Source organism: Kribbella sp. NPDC006257 (assembly GCF_040613535.1).
In the GTDB taxonomy this organism is placed as follows: domain Bacteria; phylum Actinomycetota; class Actinomycetes; order Propionibacteriales; family Kribbellaceae; genus Kribbella.
This window is the reverse complement of the sequence record NZ_JBEXSJ010000024.1, coordinates 87451-106278: the sequence shown is the minus strand read 5'-3', so window position 1 is coordinate 106278 and position 18828 is coordinate 87451. Positions and strand designations below refer to the sequence as shown.

The window sequence follows — 18828 nt, the reverse complement described above, 5'->3', positions numbered from 1 at the left end:
ACGATGAGCGCGGATGCAGATGTGATGGTGGAGATGCCGAAGCCGAAGGTGACCGAGCGGTCGGCCGGCGATCTGAACGGGTGGCCGCTGCTCGGGGTGACGCTGGTGTTGCTGGCGGCCGGGATCGCGCTGTTCGCCGTCGGGCTGAATGGTGAGCACATCGCCCTGGTCATCGTCGCAGTGGTGCTGTTCGTCGCCGGGTTGATCGTCTCCGCCGGCCTGACCCCGGTCTCGCCCGGACGGGCCCGGGTGCTGCAGGTCCTCGGTCGGTACTCCGGCACGATCCGCACCGACGGTCTGCGCTGGGTGAACCCGATCTCGATCCGGACCGAGATCTCCACCCGGATCCGCAACCACGAGACGGCCGTTGCCAAGGTCAACGATGCCGACGGCAACCCGATCGAGATCGCCGCGGTCGTGGTCTGGCAGGTCGAGGATACTGCGCAGGCCCGGTTCGAGGTGGACGACTTCGTCGAGTTCGTGGCGATCCAGACCGAGACCGCGGTCCGGCACATCGCCAACAGCTACCCGTACGACGTGCACAACCCGGACGGTGGATTGTCCTTGCGGGACAGCACGGACGTGATCACCGAGACGCTCTCCACCGAGATCGGCGCCCGGGTGCACGCGGCCGGCGTACACGTGATCGAGTCGCGGATCACGCATCTGGCCTACGCGCCCGAGATCGCCCAGGCGATGCTCCGTCGCCAGCAGGCCGGTGCCGTCGTCGCCGCGCGCAGCCAGATCGTCGAAGGTGCCGTCGGCATGGTCGAGATGGCGCTGGAGAAGCTGTCCGAGCGGAACGTCGTGGAGCTGGACGAGGAGCGCAAGGCGACCATGGTCAGCAATCTGATGGTGGTGCTCTGTGGCGACCGTGACGCCCAGCCGGTGGTCAACGCCGGTTGCCTCTACCAGTGAGCTAGCCGGTGCCTTCCGAACGTAAGCAGCTCCTGCTCCGGCTCGACCCAGCGGTCCACGATGCCCTGGCCCGCTGGGCCGCCGACGACCTCCGGAGTACGAACGCCCAGATCGAGTTCCTGCTCCGCCGCGCGCTCGCCGAGGCCGGCCGGCTCCCGTCGACGGCCGGCAAGATGCGCCCCCAGGGCCGGCCCCGTAAGGACGAGGCCTGACCCGCACTGCTTGACCTGACCCACTCTCGGGGTGCTACGGTTCGTTGGTCAAGTAATGAACCTACGAACCGAAGAACCAAGAGCCGAGCAGGAGGGACCGCGGTGTTCGACGATCGCAGCCCGATCTATCTCCAGATCGCGGACCAGATCAAGAACGACATCGTCACGGGTGCCCTCGCCGAGGACGAACAGGTCATGTCGACGAACCAGTACGCGGCGTTCTACCGGATCAACCCCGCCACCGCGGCCAAGGGCTTCGCCCAGCTGGTCGACGAGGGCGTGCTCTACAAGAAGCGCGGGATCGGGATGTTCGTCAGCCCGAATGCCCGCGATCTTCTCCGGACCGGACGACAGGGCTCGTTCTTCACCGAGGTGGTCGATCCGATGATCCGTGAGGCCCAGGCGATCGGTGTTCCGTTGAAGGACGTCGTCGCGCACATCGAGAAGGCCGGCAGGGGCGGTGCCGAGTGAGCGGCCTCGGCGTACGGACCGAGAATCTGACCGTCACCTTCAGCGGCGTACCGGCGGTCGACGGTCTCGACCTGCGCCTCGCGCCCGGCAAGATCCACGGCCTGCTGGGCCGGAACGGGTCCGGCAAGAGCACGCTCGCCGCGACGCTGGCCGGCTTCCGGGAGCCGTCGGCCGGGCGGGTGCTGATCGAATGCGACGAGTTCGGTGCAGCCCGCGAGCCGTACGAGGACGCGGTCGTCACGTCGCGGGTGTGCCTGATCCGCGAGTCCGGTGATCTGATGGGCAACCCACCGGTGAAGAACGTCCTCGGGCTGGCGAGCGCGCTGCGGCCGTACTGGGACGCCGAGGTCGCCGGTGAGCTGATGGACAAGTTCGAGCTCTCGCCGCGGCAGAAGGTGCAGAAGCTGTCCCGCGGCAAGAAGTCCGCACTCGGCGTCGTCCTCGGGATCGCGAGCCGCGCGCCACTGACGATCTTCGACGAGTCGTACCTCGGCATGGATGTCCCGTCCCGCAATCTCTTCTACGACGCCTTGCTGGCCGACTACACCGAGGTCCCGCGGACGATCGTGCTGTCGACCCACCTGGTCAGCGAGGTCAGCTCGCTGCTCGAGGAGGTCGTCATCCTCGACCGGGGCCGGCTCGTCACCCAGTCACCGGTCGACTCACTGCGCGGCCGCGGGGCCGCGATCGTCGGGCCCGCCGCGATGGTCGACGAGTTGACCGCCGACCTGATGGTGCTCGCCGAGCAGCGCCTGGGCGGGACGAAATCCGTCACCGTGCTGGGCGATCTGGACGACCTTCTGCTGGCGAAGGCGCGCTCGGCCGGCCTCGAGATCGGCCCGGTCGGGCTGCAGGATCTCTTCGTCCACCTGACCGGATCCACGCACGCGAAGGAGGGCGACCGATGAGCGCCGCCGCGACCGAAGCCCGTACCGCGGCGTTGCCGGGCACCGCCACCGCAGGCGGCCGGCTGCGCTCCGTGCTCCGGGCGATGATGATCGGACTGCGCCCGATGGTCCTCGGGTACTGCCTGGTGATGGTGGTCAGCTTCACCATCGGCGGCCTGATCACCCAGTACTTCGGCGGTGGCCTCCACCACAGCATGTGGGACTACGGCACCCAGTCGCCGAAGTACTTCTCGTCCGCGATCGGCATCACGCTGACCCCCGCGTTGTTCACGCTGCTGATCGCGCACGGCGTTACCCGACGGATGTATGCCGTGGCCAGCAGCATCCTGCTGGTCGGCGCCGCCGCATCAATCGCCCTGCTGTGGGTGGTTGTCTACCAGGTGGAACGCGGGATCTACTCCTGGGCCGGACTCACCCAGGCGCTGGAGAATCCGCACCTGTTCACCAAGACCTCGCAGGTCGGGCTGATCTTCACCGAGTTCTTCCTGCTGATCATTTCGCACGAAGTCGCCGGCTGGTTGCTCGGCATCGGGTTCTACCGGTTCGGCTTCTGGAAGGGTCTCGCGTTGCTGCCCCTCGGCATCCTGCCGGCGGCCGCCGCGGAACTCCTGCTGGTCGCGCAGTGGCTCGCTCAGGCACTGGCGAACACCGGCTACCACCGTCCACCGCTGGCCGTCGGCGTCCCGGGAGTGGTGGCCGTCAGCGCCATCGGCCTGTACTACGGCTACCTGCTGATCCGTCCGATGGGGCTCAAGCCGGCCAAGGGCTGACCCTCACCAATCTTTTGCAGTCACTTGGGAGGCTTCGCCATGCCCGAAAACAACGATCTGGTTGCCGTTAGCAACCTTCGCCAGACGTACGGCGCGACCGTCGCGGTCGCCGATGTCTCGCTGACCGTCCGGGCCGGGGAGATCTTCGGCATCCTCGGTCCGAACGGCGCCGGCAAGACCACCACCGTCGAGTCGATCGCCGGCCTCCGGACGCCGGACGGCGGCGCGATCCGGGTGCTCGGCCTGGATCCGCGCAAGCACCGCACCGAGATCACCTCGCTGGTCGGCGTCCAGTTGCAGGCGAGCGAGCTGCCTGACCGGATCAAGGCTCGGGAGGCGCTCGAGCTGTACGCGTCCTTCTATCCGTCGCCCGCGGATCCGGCCGACCTGCTGGAGCGGCTCGGCCTGACGAAGGTGCGCGACACCGCGTTCGCCAAGTTGTCGGGTGGGCAGAAGCAGCGGTTGTCGATCGCGCTCGCACTGATCGGGAACCCGAAGATCGCGATCCTCGACGAGCTCACCACCGGCCTCGATCCGCAGGCCCGCCGGGACACCTGGGAGCTGGTCAAGCAGATCCGGGACAGTGGCGTGACGATCATCCTGGTCACCCATTTCATGGAAGAGGCCGAGTACCTCTGCGACCGGATCGCCATCATCGACGGCGGCCGCGTGGTCGCCCTCGACACCCCGGCCGGGCTGGTCGCGGGCGCCCGCTCGGAACAGCGGATCAGCTTCCGCTTCGCCGGCGTACTGGACGACACGATCCTGACCTCTTTGGACGCCGTGCACGAGGTCCGCCGCGAGGCCGACCGAATCGTCGTCACCGGCAACGACGACCTGTTGGTGAGTGTGGTGACCGAACTGGCCGGCCGCGGCCTCGCCCCTCTTGACCTGCACACCGAACAGGCCACCCTCGACGACGCCTTCCTCGCGTTGGCGGGCCGGAACTTCGAAGGAGCGGACCGATGAGCCAGACCCTCACCCTGACCCGGATCGAGAGCAAGCTGTTCCTGCGCGAGTGGGCGGGCCTCTTCTTCGTCTTCGTGTTGCCGGTCGGGTTGCTGACGATCTTCTCTCTGCTCGACACCGGCGGTGACAACTCGGACGGCGTACCGGCCAGTTTCCTGCCGACGATGGCGATCGGTATCGGAATCGGCATTCTCGGAATGGCCACCCTGCCGATGATCCTGGCCGGCTACCGGGAGAAGGGCGTGCTGCGCCGGATGGCGACGACACCGGTCCGTCCGGTGAAGCTGCTGGTCGCGCAACTCCTGCTGCATCTGGCGGCGGCGGTCGTGGTGATCGCGCTGATCCTCGGCCTCGGAACGCTCGTCTTCGACGCCGAACTGCCTGCGTCACCTCTGCCCTTCGCTGTCAGCGCAGTCCTGTACGCCGTTGCTGAACTCTCCATCGGTCTGCTGATCGCGGGACTCGTGTCGACCGCGAAGGGGGCGAGCATCATCGGGAATATCCTGTTCTTCCCGAGCATGTTCTTCGCAGGCGTCTGGACGCCGGGCGATCTGATGCCGCACGCCATCCGCTGGGTCCGCGACATGACGCCGATGGGCGCGGGGATGACGAGCATGCAGGATGCGTGGGCCGGTCACTGGCCGGGTGCCGTCCACCTCGTGGCACTCGTCGCGGTGACCGGCGCGTGCATCGCGCTGGCCGCGAAGTTCTTCCGCTGGGAGTAGTTGCTCACCGTCACCTGTTGTTGAGCGTACGACCGGTTATGCACAGGGGGTGTGTATAAGTGGGACGGTTTCTGTGGACGGTCGGGCACGTACTGTGGACGACACGCTCAAGCTCGCGAATTGCCGGAAACTCTTGATCAGAAGGGCTTGTGCCGCCCGGTACCCGAAAGGTAGAAATGTCGACACGCTGTTCTCTAGGGAACAGTGGGTCGGACGGAAACCGAGGACCCTAGCGGTGGGGATCCCCACCGAGGTAGACCGGTGACGGGGTCTGCCGGACCCGACGGACCAGTCCGGGAAGCTGGAGACGTCACCTTCCTTCAGCTATTCGCAAGGCCCCTCCGACTCATACTCGGAGGGGCCTTGCTTCGTCTCCGAGTCTTGCTTCCCGGTCGGGACTTGCCTCTTTGTTCGTCGCGGGACGCGAACGGCCGGCGGACAGGAGCCCTGTCCGCCGGCCGCCGGGATGGAATCAGCGAAGCGCGATCCGCAGAGTGGAACGCGCGCCGTGCGCGAGCACGTGGACCTCGGTTCCCCGCGTCGTCGTGACCAGCCTGTACGGCCTACTGCGTCCGTCCACCGAGACTCCCGCGACCTTGGCACCGGCCGGTAGGACGGCGCCGATCGTGACGGCCGCGTCGATCCCGTGGACCGTCACATCGGTCCGGATCTCCTTGCCTGCAAGGCGCGCGCTCACATCGACGGCTCCGCGCCCTAGCCGGATGTTGCTGCCGGCCACCTTCTGCTGACCGCCCGGAATCTGCGGCACGATCGACAGCTTTCCATGCCCGAGATCCGGGTCGACCCCGAGTTGCTGGTGCACGACGGGCCACAGTACGCCGTACGTGCCCCACGCCTGCATCGTCATCGAGCGGTCCGTGAAGGCGCGGTCGATGTTCGCCGGCGAATCGGGGGACGGCGCGATCTCCGGCATCCCGCCCGGGGTCTCCCAGACGTTCGGGTCGAGCTGGATCCTGGCGTTGCCGGTCGTGTAGACCTGCTGCTGCCCGGTGCCCAGGCGACCGTAGTTGCCCTCAGCAACCGCCATGATGGAGGTGTTGAGCGAGAAGATGCTGCGTTCGCTCTTCACCGCCGACACGATGTCGTCGCAGGACGCGCCGGGGTTGCCAGCTGGGTCGGAGGTCGGTCCGGTGCCGGTGTGGAACAGCCCGAATTCGCCTGTGTAGCAAGGCTTCTCACGCTGGTCCAAGGCAATCTTGGCATGCTCGGGGGACGCCAGGGGAGCGTCGCCGACCTCGGCCTCCATCGGTGTGGCGCCGGTCCAGTGGCGCTGGAAGATCGGGGTGTTGTCGTTCGCAGGGTTGGCCGGGTCGTCGATCGAGTCGGCGTACCCGAACGCCTTTGCAACCCACCACTGCGTCTCGAACCGCTTCTGGATGTCGTCCGCCTTCGCGGTCGCCCATTGCTGGGTTGCCTTGTCGTGCTTGGAGGCAGCCAGGTCGGCGAGGTCACGTAGTCCGCGGGTGAGGTAGACGGTGCTGTCGAGTTTCTCCGAACCCATTCCGCTGCGTTCGACGTTCGCGAGACCTTCCGGCCAGCCGTCGTGATCGGCGTCCAGTTCGCGGTACACGTACTTCAGGTTGCGCACGCTGAAGTCGTACATCTCGTCGCGGAACCGGTTGTCGCCGGTCCACCGCCAGAGCAGCGCGACGATGCTCGGGAACTTGACTGTCTCATCGGTGTTGCCTGCGCTGGTGTTGGAACCGAAGTAGACGTCGCCGGTCGGGGTGACCTCGTGTGCGACCTTGCCGCTGCGGTTGTTGAGGATGTCGCTGACGTTGCGGAGGGCCCGCAGGTGCGCCTTCACGGTGTCGAACTGGCCGGCCGCGACCGCGGCGTACGAGGTGTACTCGCCGTCCGTCGCGAACAGCCAGGGATAGTCGGGGAAGCCGGCGCCGAACCAGCGCGCGACGTCGACCGTGCCGGACGGAGCCGGGTACGACTTGCCTTCGTTGACGTCGCGGATCTGCAGGTGGTGTGCCTCCTGGACCGAATCCGCCAGGTTCTGCTTGCTCCACTCGACACTCTGCTGCAGTAGCCGGTCACCAGGCAGGTCCACTGCGGACATAGCGTTGATCTTCTGGCGACTGTTGATCTTTGCCTTGAGCAACTTACCGGGGTTGCTGATCGCCTTGTTGTACTCGCGGTGCGCGGCGCCCTGGCCGTCATCCGATCCGGCCACTGCGAACCAGACCGTGGTCGGCTTTCCGGCCTTGAGGGCGACGCTGTAGGTGAGTCGGCCGCCGGTGCCGTTGCCGAAAGCTGTGTCGTCGCAGTGCTTCGGCGCATCGCCGTCGGCCGGGCAGATCACCGCGGGATCCTGCGGGCCGCGGTCGTCCGGGCCGAGCTGGTGGCTCGTCGGACGCAGGGACGATCCGACGAACGCGGCGTAGTCGTGGGCTGCGGCGTTCGCGATCGGCGGGGTGCCCTGGTCGCGGAACCTCAGCGTGCCATCGGCGTACGAGCCGGTGTCGGGGAGGTTCGTTTGAGCTGCGTTCGGGGTGGTGCCGCCCCATGGGTACGCCGGCATCAGCTCGGAGTGCGCGTCGACATCGAGGGTGACGGTCTTCGCCTGGTTCGCCTTCAGGGTGAGCCCGACGACGGTCGCCCGGATCCCGTCGGGCACGAAGTCGGTGCGCTGCACCTTCACATCACCGGAGTAGTCGATGCGCTGATACCCCTGCCCGCTCGTGTACTTCGCGGCCGGCACCTCCTTCCCGAGCCACCCGCCATCAACCCCGAACCACAACCCATCCAGCAACTTCAACGGCGGCGTCCAGATCCCACCCATCTCCCCCCGTGTATGCCACCCGGTCGCCGGGTACAGCCCGGTCTCGTCCCCCATCGCATACCCCCGATCCCCCACCACCAACGACCGCCGCTCACCAAGCCGCCGACTCTCCGACAACTCGGAGCCGTTCGTCGCGGCATCGGCGGTGTCTGCTGCGGACGCCTCCGGCGTACCAGCCGCTGGGGCGCCGCCCGCGCTCGCCGCGGCAGCGCCTTGGCCCACGGCCGACGGGGCGCCCGCAGTACGGGAGACCCCTGATGGACCGGCGGAGGCGGGGGAGGGGAGGGCGGCGGCGCCCAAGGCGAGCAGGACGGCGAGGAGGCCGGCTGGACCGGCGATGGGCCGGGTAGCTCTTCCGGCGAGGCGGATGGGCCGGGTATTTCGTCCGCTTGGGCGGGTGGTTCGTCCGACAGAGCGGGGTGTCATGACGGGTTCCTCCTTCTCGCGGTGCTTCCCGCACCGCATCAGCCGGGGGCTGAACTGCCCCTGACGACTAGTTCCGGTTGCAGCAGCCGCTCGGTCGTCGACCTCAGCTGCCCGGCCGATTCGTCCGATGTGCGGCGATGATCAGTAGTGAGAATGTCGATCAGCTCAGCGGCGATCTGATCCATCGGCTGGCGAATGCTGGTGAGTGCAGGCGACACCACCGACGCCAGCGGGGAATCATCGAAGCCAGTGACACCGACGTCGACGCCGGCAATCAGCCCGCGCGTACCGAGCTCCCGAAGAGCACCGAGAGCGAGAATGTCGCTGATGGCAACGATCCCGTCGACCGCCTGCCCCGAGTCGAGCAATTCAGCCGTCGCCCGAGCACCTTCGTCGATCGTGTCCTCGGCGCACCTGACTGCGAGCCCCTTGGTCGGCAACCCCAGCTCCTGACACGCCGCACGCCATCCACTCAACCGATCCTCCGCAAGACCCGATGTCTTCGGCCAGCTGAGGAATCCGATCCGCCGTCGCCCGGTCTCGTGCAGATGCCGTACGGCGTTCGCGCAGCCGACCGCTCCGTCGACATCGACGAACGGACCCGGCTGAGTGGTCTCCTTCCAGACCCGCCCGAACGAAACGAACGGGATCTGTTCCTCACGCAACCAACCGTGCCGTGGATCGTGGGTCTCCGTCTGCGAGAGCACGAACCCGTCGACCAGCCTCCGTGCATGCAGGTCCTCGTACACCGGCATCCCGTCGACTCCGGTCGGCGCGGTGAACAGCAAGATGTGCCGCCCGGTCGCCTCGGCCGCACCGCAGAGCGAGTGCAGGAACTGGTCCATCACCAGGTGCGCCTGACCGTTCGGCCAGCTCGGTACGCAGTACCCGATGAGTTCGACCGCGCTGGTGCGCAGACTGCGGGCGTTACGATTGGGCCGGTAGTTGAGCAGCTCGATGGACTTGGTCACCCGCTGCAGGGTGTCGGGCCGGAGCCGATGCGGGGCGTTCAGAGCGTTGGAGACGGTCTGGACCGACACCTCCGCATGAGCGGCAACCTGCTTCAACGTAGCCATCGACGACCCCCTCCACTCCGGTGAAGACGCCCTTTTGAACGTTAAAACTCTCTGCGCAGTCTCACCCCCAACCCCCTTCCCTGTCAACGGCCTGCCGCTTCCGCACCCGTCGCGTACCGACGGACATGAGGTCTTCGCCTGTCAACCCCAACCCCACGCTCACCCTCAGCTCGGCAGGCCCTTTCCCGCCGCACACCTCATGTCCATCGGTACGCCCGAACCGCAAGAAGCCGGTGGGAGCGGTGATCAGCCGAGTGGGGAAGGGCCGGCTCGGAGGATGGCGTTTGCTTCGGCGAGCGGGTGGCGAGTGGGTCGGACAGGTGACCTGGAGGCAGGTGGATTGGGGTTGGTCAGGGGAGTTGCGGGGGGCCGGCCTGGAGGATGGCGTGCGCCTCTGACAGCGGTCCTGGGGGGATCCAACGGCCGTGCCAGGTGGCGCCTGCGGTGGCGAAGGCTGCGGGGTCGCCGCCACTGACCTTGAAGTCGAAGGGCTTGCTGGGGATCTCGGCGAGGAGGGCGCGGACGTCATCGGGGGTGATCTGCTGTGGTGCATCGGTGGTTCCCTTGTACGCCGTACTGCCGTCCCAGCGCGCAATGCGACGCCGTACGGACGGAACAAGCAGATTCCCCCCGACCCAGATCGGGATCCGCGGTTGTTGCACCGGCCGTGCCGTCAGCTGGGCACCATCGAGCGTGTAGTGCTTGCCGCGGAAGTTCACCGGCTCACCGGTCCACAATGCAGCGATGATCTCGAGCGCCTCGTCCAGCTTCTCCGCCAGCACGCGCGGTTCGCCTTCGCCCGACATGAACGGGTCACCCGGATCGCCGATCCCGACGCCGAGGACAAGTCGCCCGCCGGACAGGTGATCCAGCGCGACCGCCTCCGCCGCCAGTTGCCACGGGCGACGGCGCGGCACCGGCGTCACCGTCGTACCGAGCATCACCCTCGACGTCGCGCACGCCATCGCTGCCAAACAGATCCACGGATCGTACGTCGGCTCCGAAGCATCCCCTTGATAGACGAGATAGTCCTCCAGGAACACCCCGTCCCACCCACAGTCCTCCGCCATCCGCGCCAACTCCGCCATCCCCCGCGGATCCCGCCCCACCCCCACAGCCCCAAACGTCACCGAAAACCTCATCCCCCAACCTAACCACCCCCACCGACACCCCCCTCGTACCACGAACGCCCGACACCCCCTCGCGCGCCGCGGACGCCCGACAGGCTCTCCGTACTACGAAGGCCCGACACCCCCGAGTACTGCGGATGCCCGAGAAGCCCTTCGTCCACGGACGCCCGACAAGCTCTCCGTACTACGGGCGCCCGACGAGCCCTGGCGCTACGGGAGCCCGACGAGCCCTGGCGCTACGGGCGCCCGACGAGCCCCTCGCGCTGCGGACGGTCGATGACCCCGCGTACTACGACGCTCGACGAGCCCTCGTGCTGTGGGCGGTCGACGAGGCCGCGTGCGACGGACGGCCGACGAGGCCCTCGTGCTGCGGGCGGCCGATGACCCCTCGCACTACGGACGCCCGACAAGCCCCTGTACTACGGGCGGCGGGTGAGTGCTGCTGTCCACAGCACAGCTCCAACCGGCGCTGCCGGACGATCCCCGACTCTGTGCCCGAGGTCGTCAGGTTCCGGTCGGCGAAGTGGTTGAACCGGGCACAAGGTCAGGCGGCACGGCCGGCATCGCCCCCGACGCCTCCGGCTCCGCTTCGCCTCCGACCCTGCCTCCGGCTCGCTCGCGACCCCTGCGCAGTGCCCGCTGCCCCCACTTAGTGCACGACCTGAGTACGTCGACCGCTGCCGGATGCTCAGGGCGTGCACTAGGTGACGGTTTGGGGGACGCGGTTGGGCGGCGCGACCGTCGCCCCGCCGCCTCCGGCCCCGCGCCCGCCGACGCGGCCGCTTCTGCCTCGTGCCCGCTTTCGCCTCCGGCTCCGCTTCCGACCTACGCCTCCGGCTCTGCTTGCGAGCCCTGCGTCGCTCCCGCCGACGCGGCCGCTGCCCCACCTAGTGCACAACCTGAGCATCTCGACGGCGGCCGGGGGCTCAGGGGGTGCACTAGGTGGCGGTGGGGGTTAGGCGGCGTGGCCGCCGTCGAGGGTTAGTTCGGTGCCGGTGATGTAGGAGGTGGCGGGGCCGGCTAGGTAGACGACGGCGGCTGCTACCTCTTCGGGGGTGCCGAAGCGGTCGAGGGCGAGGTGGGAGCGTTGGGCGGCGGCGTACGGGCCGTCGGCGGGGTTCATCGAGGTGTCGATCGGACCGGGTTGGATGATGTTGGAGGTGATGCCCCGGGAGCCGAGGTCGCGGGCCAGGCCCTTGTTCAGGCCGATCAGGGCGGACTTGCTCATCGCGTAGAGCGCGAGGCCGGGGCTGGTGACCCGGGCCGCCGCGCAGCTGCCGATGTGGATCATCCGGCCGCCGTCCGGCAATACCGCTGCCGCCGCGCGCGCCGCGACGTACATGCCGCGCACGTTGACCGCCAGCACCCGGTCGAGATCGTCGAGCGTGAGGTCGGTGATCAGCCCGACAGCGCCGACGCCGGCGTTGTTGACGAGGATGTCGAGACCGCCCAGTACGTCGACCGCCCGGGCAACCGCTGCTTCCACAGCGGACGCATCCGCCGCGTCCGCCGAGATCGCGAAGCCGCGCCGGCCAGTTGCCTCGATCTGCTTGACGACCTGCGCCGCCTCTTCCGCCGAACTGCTATAGGTGATGGCGACGTCCGCGCCACTTTCGGCCAGGGCAATCGCCGTGGCGGCGCCGATTCCGCGGCTTCCGCCGGTTACCAGGGCCAGCTTGCCGGTCAGTTCAGTCAGGTTCATCATGGCTCCAGTCCACTCGACGTGAGGCGCCGAGGCTCGCGGGAATGCGACACCGGATCCTCACGTCGCATTCCCGCGATCGACCCCCGCCAGCTCCATGTCGTAAAACCGCTAGAGACTGTCGGTGGCAGCAGGGATGCTGGACCGGTGTACGAATGTCGCGAGCGGTGCGTGCGGGCGGTCCAGTCCAAGGACGCCCGCTTCGACGGATGGTTCTTCACTGCGGTTCTGACGACCAAGATCTATTGCCGGCCGAGCTGTCCGGTGGTGCCGCCGAAGGTCGAGAACATGCGGTTCTACCCGAGCGCTGCGGCTGCGCAGCAGGCTGGGTTCCGCGCTTGCAAGCGGTGCCGTCCGGACGCGAGCCCTGGTTCGCCGGAGTGGAACGATCGCGCCGACCTGGTCGCGCGCGCGATGCGGTTGATCAGCGACGGCGTGGTCGACCGCGACGGCGTACCAGGTCTCGCTACTCAACTCGGATACAGCGTCCGCCAGGTCCAGCGGCAGCTCCTGGCTGAGCTTGGCGCTGGTCCGCTCGCGCTCGCGAGAGCTCAGCGAGCCCAGACCGCGCGGCTGCTGATCGAGACGAGCCCACTGCAGATGGCCGATGTCGCTTTCGCTGCAGGGTTTTCGAGCGTCCGGACGTTCAACGAGACCGTGCAGGAAGTCTTCGCGCTGTCGCCGACCGAGCTCCGCCATCGCGCCAAGAAGGGGACGAATCCCACCGCGCCCGGCACGATCTCGCTGCGGTTGCCGTTCCGCGCACCGCTGACGCCGGACAACCTCTTCGGCCACCTCGTCGCGACCGGCGTCCCTGGCGTCGAGGAGTGGCGCGATGGTGCCTACCGCCGGACGCTGCGGTTGCCGCATGGACACGGCGTCGCCGCGATGAAGCCGATGCCCGACCACATCGCCTGCCAGCTTTCGCTCACCGACCAACGCGATCTCGCCATCGCCATCAGCCGTTGCCGCCGGATGCTCGACCTCGACGCGGATCCGATCGCGGTCGACGATCAACTCCGGACCGATCCGGTGCTCGCGCCGCTGATCGAGAAGGCGCCCGGCCGACGGGTGCCGAGGACGGTGGACGGCCCGGAGTTCGCCGTACGGGCTGTGCTGGGGCAGCAAGTGTCAACGGCGGCCGCGCGGACTCATGCGAGCCGGTTGGTGCAGGCGTACGGCGAACTGGTCGACGATCCGGCCGGCGGGTTGACCCACTTGTTCCCGACGATGGAGGCGCTGGCCGAGCTCGATCCCGAGACGCTGGCCTTTCCGAAGTCCCGGCGTACGACGCTGACGACGTTGATCGCTACGCTTGCGGCAGGCGAGATCGATCTGGGGGCGGGCGCCGACTGGGACAAGGCGCGCACGCAGCTCGCGGCGTTGCCGGGGATCGGCCCGTGGACCGTCGAGTCGATCGCGATGCGGGCGCTGGGTGATCCGGACGCCTTTGTGGCCAGCGATCTGGGCATCCGGTACGCCGCTCGCGAACTAGGGTTGCCGGAGGCACCGAAACCCTTGATCGAGCACGCGCGGGCCTGGCGACCTTGGCGCGCGTACGCCGTGCAGTACCTCTGGGCGACCGGAGACCATGCCATCAACAAGATTCCGGAGTGAGATGAGCGAGCTGACCACCGACCGCCTGCTGCTGCGGCAGTGGACCGATGCCGACTACGAACCGTTCGCCGCGCTGAACGCCGACCCGGTGGTGATGGAACACTTCCCGGCGCCGGTGACACGGGAGGCGAGCGATGCGCTGATCGAGCGGGTCAAGCCGCTGATCGCGGCCGGCGGCTTCGGGTTGTGGGCGGTGGAGGTGCGGGAGACCGGTCGGTTCATCGGGTTCACCGGGCTGTCGGTGCCGAGCTTCGAGGCGCATTTCATGCCGGCCGTCGAGATCGGCTGGCGGCTGGCGAAGGATGCCTGGGGCAAGGGTTATGCGACCGAGGCGGCGCTGGCGTCGCTCGCGTTCGGCTTCGGGCCGGCCGGGCTGGACGAGATCGTCTCGTTCACGGCGACCACGAACGTTCCTTCGCAGCGAGTGATGCAGCGGATCGGGATGACGCACGACGAGGCCGGCGATTTCAATCACCCCAGACTCGAACCGGGCCACCGGCTCGAGCGCCACGTGCTCTACCGCATCACCCGCGTGCAATGGGAGGCGCGGGGATGAGCCACGCAGTGGGAGGCGCGTGGATGAGTCACGCGGTATCGCGGTGGGAGGCGGGTCGATGAGCTACGCGGTGATCGACAGTCCGGTCGGGTTGCTCACCCTCGTCTCCGTTGACGGCGAGTTGGCCGGCCTCTATATGGAGCAGCATCGGCATCGGCCGGCTTTGGAGACGTTCGGGGCTCGCGACGACTCGGTGCTGCCTGCTGTGGCGGAGCAGTTGGGCGAGTACTTCGAAGGCGGGCGGACCAGCTTCGACATACCGCTGCGGATGAACGGGACGCCTTTCCAGCAACGGGTCTGGGAGGCGCTGCAAGAGATTCCGTACGGCGAGATCACGACGTACGGGGAACTCGCTGCCTCCCTCGGCCTCGTGCCGGGCGCCTCGCGAGCGGTCGGGCTGGCGAACGGGAAGAACCCGATCAGCATCATCGTTCCGTGCCATCGCGTGGTCGGATCGAACGGCAGCTTGACCGGGTACGGCGGTGGGCTCGACCGGAAGCAGCAGTTGCTCGACCACGAACGAGCGGATGTACTTTTCTAAGTGCTCATTTGGTGAGCACTTATCTGCCGCATGCTTTTGGTATGAGCACAGAGACGAAGGCCCCGCAGGTAGTTACCGATGAGCTGGCGATCGACCTGCTGACCGTTGGTGAGTGGCGTGATTGGCTGACGGCCCATGCGGGAGAGGAGCGCTCGGTCTGGGTGGTCATTCACAACAAGACCAGCGGGCGGGCGAACTTCGAGATGCCGGAACTGGTCGAGCAGGCGCTGTGCTTCGGCTGGATCGATGCGAAGGCGATCCGGCGGGACGAGCAGAGCCGGTACCAGCAGTTCACCCGGCGCAACCCGCGCAGTACCTGGAGCCGGATCAACCGCGACCGGATCGAGAAGCTGACCGCGGCCGGGCTGATGACGACCGCCGGGCAGCACCTCGTCGATCAGGCGAAGGCGTCCGGCGCCTGGGACTGCCTCGCCGAGGCTCAGGCCGGTATCGTGCCCGCCGACCTCCAGGCCGAACTAGCCGGCAACCCGGTCGCGGCCGAGCACTTCGCGGCCTTCCCGCCGTCGTCCAGGGTCCGCATCCTCAGCTGGATCGCCGGGGCCAAGCGGCCGGAGACTCGTCGGTCGCGGATCACCGAAACCGTTCGCCAGGCCATCATCAACCAGCGAGCAAACCACCCGGCCTGATGGCGCCCCCGCCTCCCGCCCCGCCTCCTCGCTCCACTGCGGCTCCGCAAAACCCCTGCGGCATCGGCTCTGCCTCGGCTAACCTGCGGCAATGGGGGACTTCGACAAGATCGCTGCAGAGACTGGCTTCTCGGGTGTGGTTCAGATCGACCGTGCGGGCGAGGTCGAGTTCGCGAAGGCCTATGGGTTGGCCAATCGCGCTTACCGCGTTCCGAACACTGTGGACACCAGGTTCGGTATTGCGAGTGGTAGCAAGGGGTTCACGGCGTTGGCCGTGCTTTCGCTGGTGCACGATGGTGCGCTGGAGCTGAGTACGACCGCCAGATCCCTGCTGGGCAAGGATCTTCCGCTGATCGCGGACGATGTGACTGTCGAGCATCTGCTCACCCATACCTCCGGAATCGGCGACTATCTCGACGAGGACGCCGATACCGAGATCACCGACTACTTCGTTGGTGCAGCGTACGAGCTGACCACGACTGAGGCTTTCCTGCCGCTGCTTGATGGGCATCCCACCAAGTTCCGCGCTGGTGAGCGATTCGCCTACTGCAACGGTGGTTTCGTGGTCCTCGCTCTGCTGGCCGAGCGGGCTAGCGGCGGCGTTGGGTATCACGACCTGGTTCGCGAACGCGTGCTTCGTCGCGCCGGCATGACGAGGACCGATTTCCTCCGCTCCGACGAGCTGCCCGCCGATGCGGCGGTTGGTTACCTGCCGATCGACGGGGTGGACCGCTCGAACGTCTTCCACTTGCCGGTACTGGCGAACGGCGACGGTGGGATCCACACCACCGCCGCGGACATCTCCACCTTCTGGCGCGCGCTCTTCGCCGGCGACATCGTGGATCCCGTCGAGGAGATCGTCCGCCCGCGCATCGACGTACCCGACGAATCCAGGCGCTACGGCCTCGGCTTCTGGCTGGCCAAAAACACCGACACGGTCATGCTCGTCGGCTACGACGCAGGCGCCTCCTTCAAGTCCACCCACGACCCCCACACGAACACCACCCACACCGTCCTCTCCAACACCTCCCCAGGCGCCTGGCCCCTAGCCCGAACCTTCCCCGCCTGACGCCGCACTCCCCAACGCGCCGCCCCTTCACCCGTTTCAGGGCGCACCTTCAACACGTCTCGCTGGCGCTCAGCCGATCGCCCGTACCTTCGCGGCTTGAGGGCGTACTTCCAACACTCACCGACGCAGGTCCCTCGGCTGATTCCACGCTCAGCGAGGGCTCGCAGGATGGGGTTTGGCGGGGTTGGTCAGTGTTGGCGGTCCGGGGTGGCGCTTGCTGGGTCCAGGTGTTCGGTGGGCGGGGGCTCGGCGATCGCAGGTTCGGCGGCCTGCAGTTCGGCGGACCGGGGGTCGGTGGCTGCACGCACGGCGGACGGGGGCGGGGTGCGGAGGGACTTGAGTTTGTGGATGGCTGGTTCGGTGTAGCGGGCGGTGATGGGGCCGAGGATGACAAGGATCAGCACGTACGCCGTGGCTAGTGGGCCGAGGCGGGGTTCGACGCCGACTGCTAGTCCGGCGATCACGATCGAGAACTCGCCGCGCGCCACCAACGTCCCACCGGCGCGCCAGCGACCCGCGGGTTTCACGCCGGCCTTGCGAGCGGCGTACCAGCCGGTGGCGATCTTTGTCAGCGCGGTCAGTACGGCGAGCGCCAATGCGATCCCCAGCACCGGTGGGATCTCCGCCGGATCCGTGCTCAACCCGAAGAACACGAAGAACACCGCCGCGAACAGATCCCGCAACGGGCTGAGCAGATTCCGTGCGCCCTTCGCGACCTCGCCGGACAACGCGATCCCGACGAGGAACGCCCCGACCGCCGCGGACACCTGCAGCCGCGCGGCGATCCCTGCCACGAGCAGCGTCAGACCCAGTACGACGAGCAGCAGCATCTCCGGATTGTCCGAAGACACCGCGCGGCTGATCACCCGGCCGTAGCGCAGCGCCACGAACAACACGACGCTCACCGTGCCGAGCGAGATCAACAATGTGATGCTGCCACCCGCGAACCCGACGCCGGCGAGTAATGCCGTCAGGATCGGCAGATAGACCGCCATCGACAAGTCTTCGAGTACCAGGATGCCAAGCACCACCGGTGTCTCTCGGTTGCCCAATCGGCCGAGATCGCCGACGACCTTCGCGATCACGCCCGACGACGAGATCCAGGTGACGCCGGCGAGAGCGACCGCTGCTACTGGACCCATTCCGAGGAGCAGGGCGACGGCGGCGCCCGGGAGTGCGTTGAGGAGGAAGTCCACGATGCCTGACAGGTACTGCGTCTTCAGTGTGCCGACCAGTTCGGATGCCGTGTACTCGAGTCCCAGCAACAACAGCAGCAGAATCACGCCGATCTCGGCGCCGGTGGCAACGAACTCCTCACTCGCATCCAACGGCAACAACCCACCATGCCCGAAAGCCAGGCCGGCTAGCAGATAGAGCGGAATCGGTGAGAACCCGACCCTCCCGGCGATCCGCCCAAGGATGCCAAGAGCAAGCAACACCGCCCCCAACTCAATCAACAACGACGTGGTCTCGTGCATCACCTCACCCCCTCGGCCGGGTCCGCCGTCGGCGAAGAGCCGAGCTGAGTGGGAACGGGGAGAGAGGGGGAGGGGAGGCGCAGCTCATCGCCCGGGTTGAGCCTGGCGTTGCGGGGGTCGAGGTGGGTGGGAAGGGGAGAGGGGGAGGGGAGGCGCAGCTCGCCGCCCGGGTTGAGCCTGGCGTTGCGGGGGTCGAGGTGGGTGGGGACAGGGAAAGCGGGGGAGACGGGGCGCATCGTCGTCAGCCGGTGGTGATGAGGTTGGTGACGGCGTCTACGCCTTCGCGGGTGCCTACTGCTACGAGGGTGTCGCCGGTGGCGAAGCGGAAGTCCGGGGTGGGGGAGGGGATCGCGCCGGTGCGGCGGAGTACGGCGACGATCGAGGCTCCGGTTCGGCTGCGCGCCTGGGTGTCGCCGAGCGTGCGTCCGGCGTACGGGGATTTGGCGGTGACCGGGATCTGTTCGGTGACGAGGTCGATCTCGATCGCGGTCGGCAGCGCGTCGGTCGGGCTGGGCAGCAGTAGTTGGCTCAGCGCGGCGGCTTCGCCCGGATCGAGTGGCACCGAGGCGCTGCAGCTGTCGTCGTCCTCGGGATCGTGGAAGCCGAGGAACCGTCGCCCGTCGGTGTGCACCACGACCGAGACGTGTTTGCCGCCCTCGGTGGTCAGGTCGTACCGGGTACCGATGCCGGGCAGAGTCGTCCGGGTCGGGTGGGCCTGCGACTTCATGATGCTCCTCGATCGTCGGCAAAATAGCTGGCGTCTGCAACCATTGTCCCTGATCCACCCAACGCGCCGGTGTG

The 18828-nt window shown here is 67.7% G+C and carries 18 protein-coding genes; 12 read left to right on the top strand and 6 right to left on the bottom strand.

The genetic code is table 11. The features are described 5' to 3' along the window. The first annotated feature begins 3 nt into the window (after positions 1–3). From ABZ004_RS26665 to ABZ004_RS26635, 7 genes are all read left to right on the top strand, one after another. On the top strand, positions 4–918 hold the full coding sequence (locus tag ABZ004_RS26665; RefSeq protein WP_355683786.1) for an SPFH domain-containing protein: 915 nt from the start codon (positions 4–6) through the stop codon (positions 916–918). Positions 919–926: 8 nt separating this feature from the next. Beyond that, on the top strand, positions 927–1130 hold the full coding sequence (locus ABZ004_RS26660; protein WP_355683785.1) for a hypothetical protein: 204 nt from the start codon (positions 927–929) through the stop codon (positions 1128–1130). Positions 1131–1232: 102 nt separating this feature from the next. Next, positions 1233–1601: a GntR family transcriptional regulator gene (locus ABZ004_RS26655; RefSeq protein ID WP_355683784.1), complete on the top strand. Its 369-nt coding sequence runs from the start codon at positions 1233–1235 to the stop codon at positions 1599–1601. Continuing rightward, positions 1598–2509, top strand: coding sequence for an ABC transporter ATP-binding protein (locus ABZ004_RS26650; RefSeq protein ID WP_355683783.1), 912 nt, complete (start codon positions 1598–1600; stop codon positions 2507–2509). The genes ABZ004_RS26655 and ABZ004_RS26650 overlap by 4 nt, the downstream gene beginning before the upstream one ends. Continuing rightward, the gene (locus tag ABZ004_RS26645) at positions 2506–3279 is read left to right on the top strand and encodes a hypothetical protein (protein ID WP_355683782.1); all 774 of its coding nucleotides are present in this window, start codon (positions 2506–2508) and stop codon (positions 3277–3279) included. Before ABZ004_RS26650 ends, ABZ004_RS26645 begins: the two co-directional genes overlap by 4 nt. 39 nt (positions 3280–3318) lie before the next feature. Next, entirely contained in the window at positions 3319–4248 is a 930-nt protein-coding gene (locus tag ABZ004_RS26640; RefSeq protein WP_355683781.1) for an ABC transporter ATP-binding protein, read from the top strand. Continuing rightward, complete coding sequence (locus tag ABZ004_RS26635; protein WP_355683780.1) at positions 4245–4973, top strand: ABC transporter permease; 729 nt, start codon at positions 4245–4247, stop codon at positions 4971–4973. Before ABZ004_RS26640 ends, ABZ004_RS26635 begins: the two co-directional genes overlap by 4 nt. Positions 4974–5445: 472 nt before the next feature. Here ABZ004_RS26635 and ABZ004_RS26630 read toward each other — a convergent pair whose 3' ends face one another. The 4 genes from ABZ004_RS26630 to ABZ004_RS26615 all read right to left on the bottom strand — a co-directional run bounded on the left by ABZ004_RS26630 (position 5446) and on the right by ABZ004_RS26615 (position 12119). Then, complete coding sequence (locus tag ABZ004_RS26630; RefSeq protein WP_355683779.1) at positions 5446–8211, bottom strand: glycogen debranching protein; 2766 nt, start codon at positions 8209–8211, stop codon at positions 5446–5448. Between the two features lie 38 nt (positions 8212–8249). Then, positions 8250–9287, bottom strand: a complete 1038-nt coding sequence (locus ABZ004_RS26625) for a LacI family DNA-binding transcriptional regulator (protein ID WP_355683778.1) — start codon at positions 9285–9287, stop codon at positions 8250–8252. Between the two features lie 350 nt (positions 9288–9637). Then, positions 9638–10417 carry an LLM class flavin-dependent oxidoreductase gene (locus ABZ004_RS26620; protein ID WP_355683777.1) on the bottom strand — a complete coding sequence of 260 codons (780 nt, stop codon included), beginning with the start codon at positions 10415–10417 and terminating at the stop codon, positions 9638–9640. Positions 10418–11372: 955 nt separating this feature from the next. Further along, the gene (locus ABZ004_RS26615; RefSeq protein WP_355683776.1) at positions 11373–12119 is read right to left on the bottom strand and encodes an SDR family oxidoreductase; all 747 of its coding nucleotides are present in this window, start codon (positions 12117–12119) and stop codon (positions 11373–11375) included. Between the two features lie 147 nt (positions 12120–12266). Here ABZ004_RS26615 and ABZ004_RS26610 point away from each other — a divergent pair, with 147 nt between their 5' ends. The 5 genes from ABZ004_RS26610 (at position 12267) to ABZ004_RS26590 (ending at position 16549) form a co-directional block, all read left to right on the top strand. Beyond that, positions 12267–13736, top strand: a complete 1470-nt coding sequence (locus ABZ004_RS26610) for an AlkA N-terminal domain-containing protein (protein ID WP_355683775.1) — start codon at positions 12267–12269, stop codon at positions 13734–13736. Position 13737: 1 nt separating this feature from the next. Beyond that, positions 13738–14292, top strand: a complete 555-nt coding sequence (locus ABZ004_RS26605; RefSeq protein ID WP_355683774.1) for a GNAT family N-acetyltransferase — start codon at positions 13738–13740, stop codon at positions 14290–14292. A 58-nt stretch (positions 14293–14350) separates the two neighbouring features. Beyond that, the gene (locus tag ABZ004_RS26600) at positions 14351–14833 is read left to right on the top strand and encodes a methylated-DNA--[protein]-cysteine S-methyltransferase (protein ID WP_355683773.1); all 483 of its coding nucleotides are present in this window, start codon (positions 14351–14353) and stop codon (positions 14831–14833) included. Between the two features lie 41 nt (positions 14834–14874). Next, a complete protein-coding gene (locus ABZ004_RS26595) occupies positions 14875–15480 on the top strand; it encodes a YdeI/OmpD-associated family protein (protein WP_355683772.1) in 606 nt (201 codons plus the stop codon). 91 nt (positions 15481–15571) lie between these two features. Then, complete coding sequence (locus tag ABZ004_RS26590) at positions 15572–16549, top strand: serine hydrolase domain-containing protein (RefSeq protein ID WP_355683771.1); 978 nt, start codon at positions 15572–15574, stop codon at positions 16547–16549. A 188-nt stretch (positions 16550–16737) separates the two neighbouring features. On the opposite strand, the gene ABZ004_RS26585 is transcribed toward ABZ004_RS26590, so the two are convergent. Together ABZ004_RS26585 and ABZ004_RS26580 are read right to left on the bottom strand one after the other, a co-directional pair. Further along, on the bottom strand, positions 16738–18027 hold the full coding sequence (locus ABZ004_RS26585) for a cation:proton antiporter (RefSeq protein ID WP_355683770.1): 1290 nt from the start codon (positions 18025–18027) through the stop codon (positions 16738–16740). A 241-nt stretch (positions 18028–18268) separates the two neighbouring features. Next, the gene (locus tag ABZ004_RS26580) at positions 18269–18754 is read right to left on the bottom strand and encodes a TrkA C-terminal domain-containing protein (RefSeq protein ID WP_355683769.1); all 486 of its coding nucleotides are present in this window, start codon (positions 18752–18754) and stop codon (positions 18269–18271) included. Positions 18755–18828 lie beyond the last annotated feature (74 nt).

Coding starts and splice junctions, on each gene's coding strand:
- ABZ004_RS26625 (WP_355683778.1), bottom strand. CDS start 9,287: ATGGCTACGTTGAAGCAGGTTGCCGCTCATGCGGAGGTGTCGGTCCAG.
- ABZ004_RS26665 (WP_355683786.1), top strand. CDS start 4: ATGAGCGCGGATGCAGATGTGATGGTGGAGATGCCGAAGCCGAAGGTG.
- ABZ004_RS26645 (WP_355683782.1), top strand. CDS start 2,506: ATGAGCGCCGCCGCGACCGAAGCCCGTACCGCGGCGTTGCCGGGCACC.
- ABZ004_RS26635 (WP_355683780.1), top strand. CDS start 4,245: ATGAGCCAGACCCTCACCCTGACCCGGATCGAGAGCAAGCTGTTCCTG.
- ABZ004_RS26600 (WP_355683773.1), top strand. CDS start 14,351: ATGAGCTACGCGGTGATCGACAGTCCGGTCGGGTTGCTCACCCTCGTC.
- ABZ004_RS26590 (WP_355683771.1), top strand. CDS start 15,572: ATGGGGGACTTCGACAAGATCGCTGCAGAGACTGGCTTCTCGGGTGTG.
- ABZ004_RS26630 (WP_355683779.1), bottom strand. CDS start 8,211: ATGACACCCCGCTCTGTCGGACGAACCACCCGCCCAAGCGGACGAAAT.
- ABZ004_RS26605 (WP_355683774.1), top strand. CDS start 13,738: ATGAGCGAGCTGACCACCGACCGCCTGCTGCTGCGGCAGTGGACCGAT.
- ABZ004_RS26640 (WP_355683781.1), top strand. CDS start 3,319: ATGCCCGAAAACAACGATCTGGTTGCCGTTAGCAACCTTCGCCAGACG.
- ABZ004_RS26585 (WP_355683770.1), bottom strand. CDS start 18,027: ATGCACGAGACCACGTCGTTGTTGATTGAGTTGGGGGCGGTGTTGCTT.
- ABZ004_RS26595 (WP_355683772.1), top strand. CDS start 14,875: ATGAGCACAGAGACGAAGGCCCCGCAGGTAGTTACCGATGAGCTGGCG.
- ABZ004_RS26580 (WP_355683769.1), bottom strand. CDS start 18,754: ATGAAGTCGCAGGCCCACCCGACCCGGACGACTCTGCCCGGCATCGGT.
- ABZ004_RS26615 (WP_355683776.1), bottom strand. CDS start 12,119: ATGAACCTGACTGAACTGACCGGCAAGCTGGCCCTGGTAACCGGCGGA.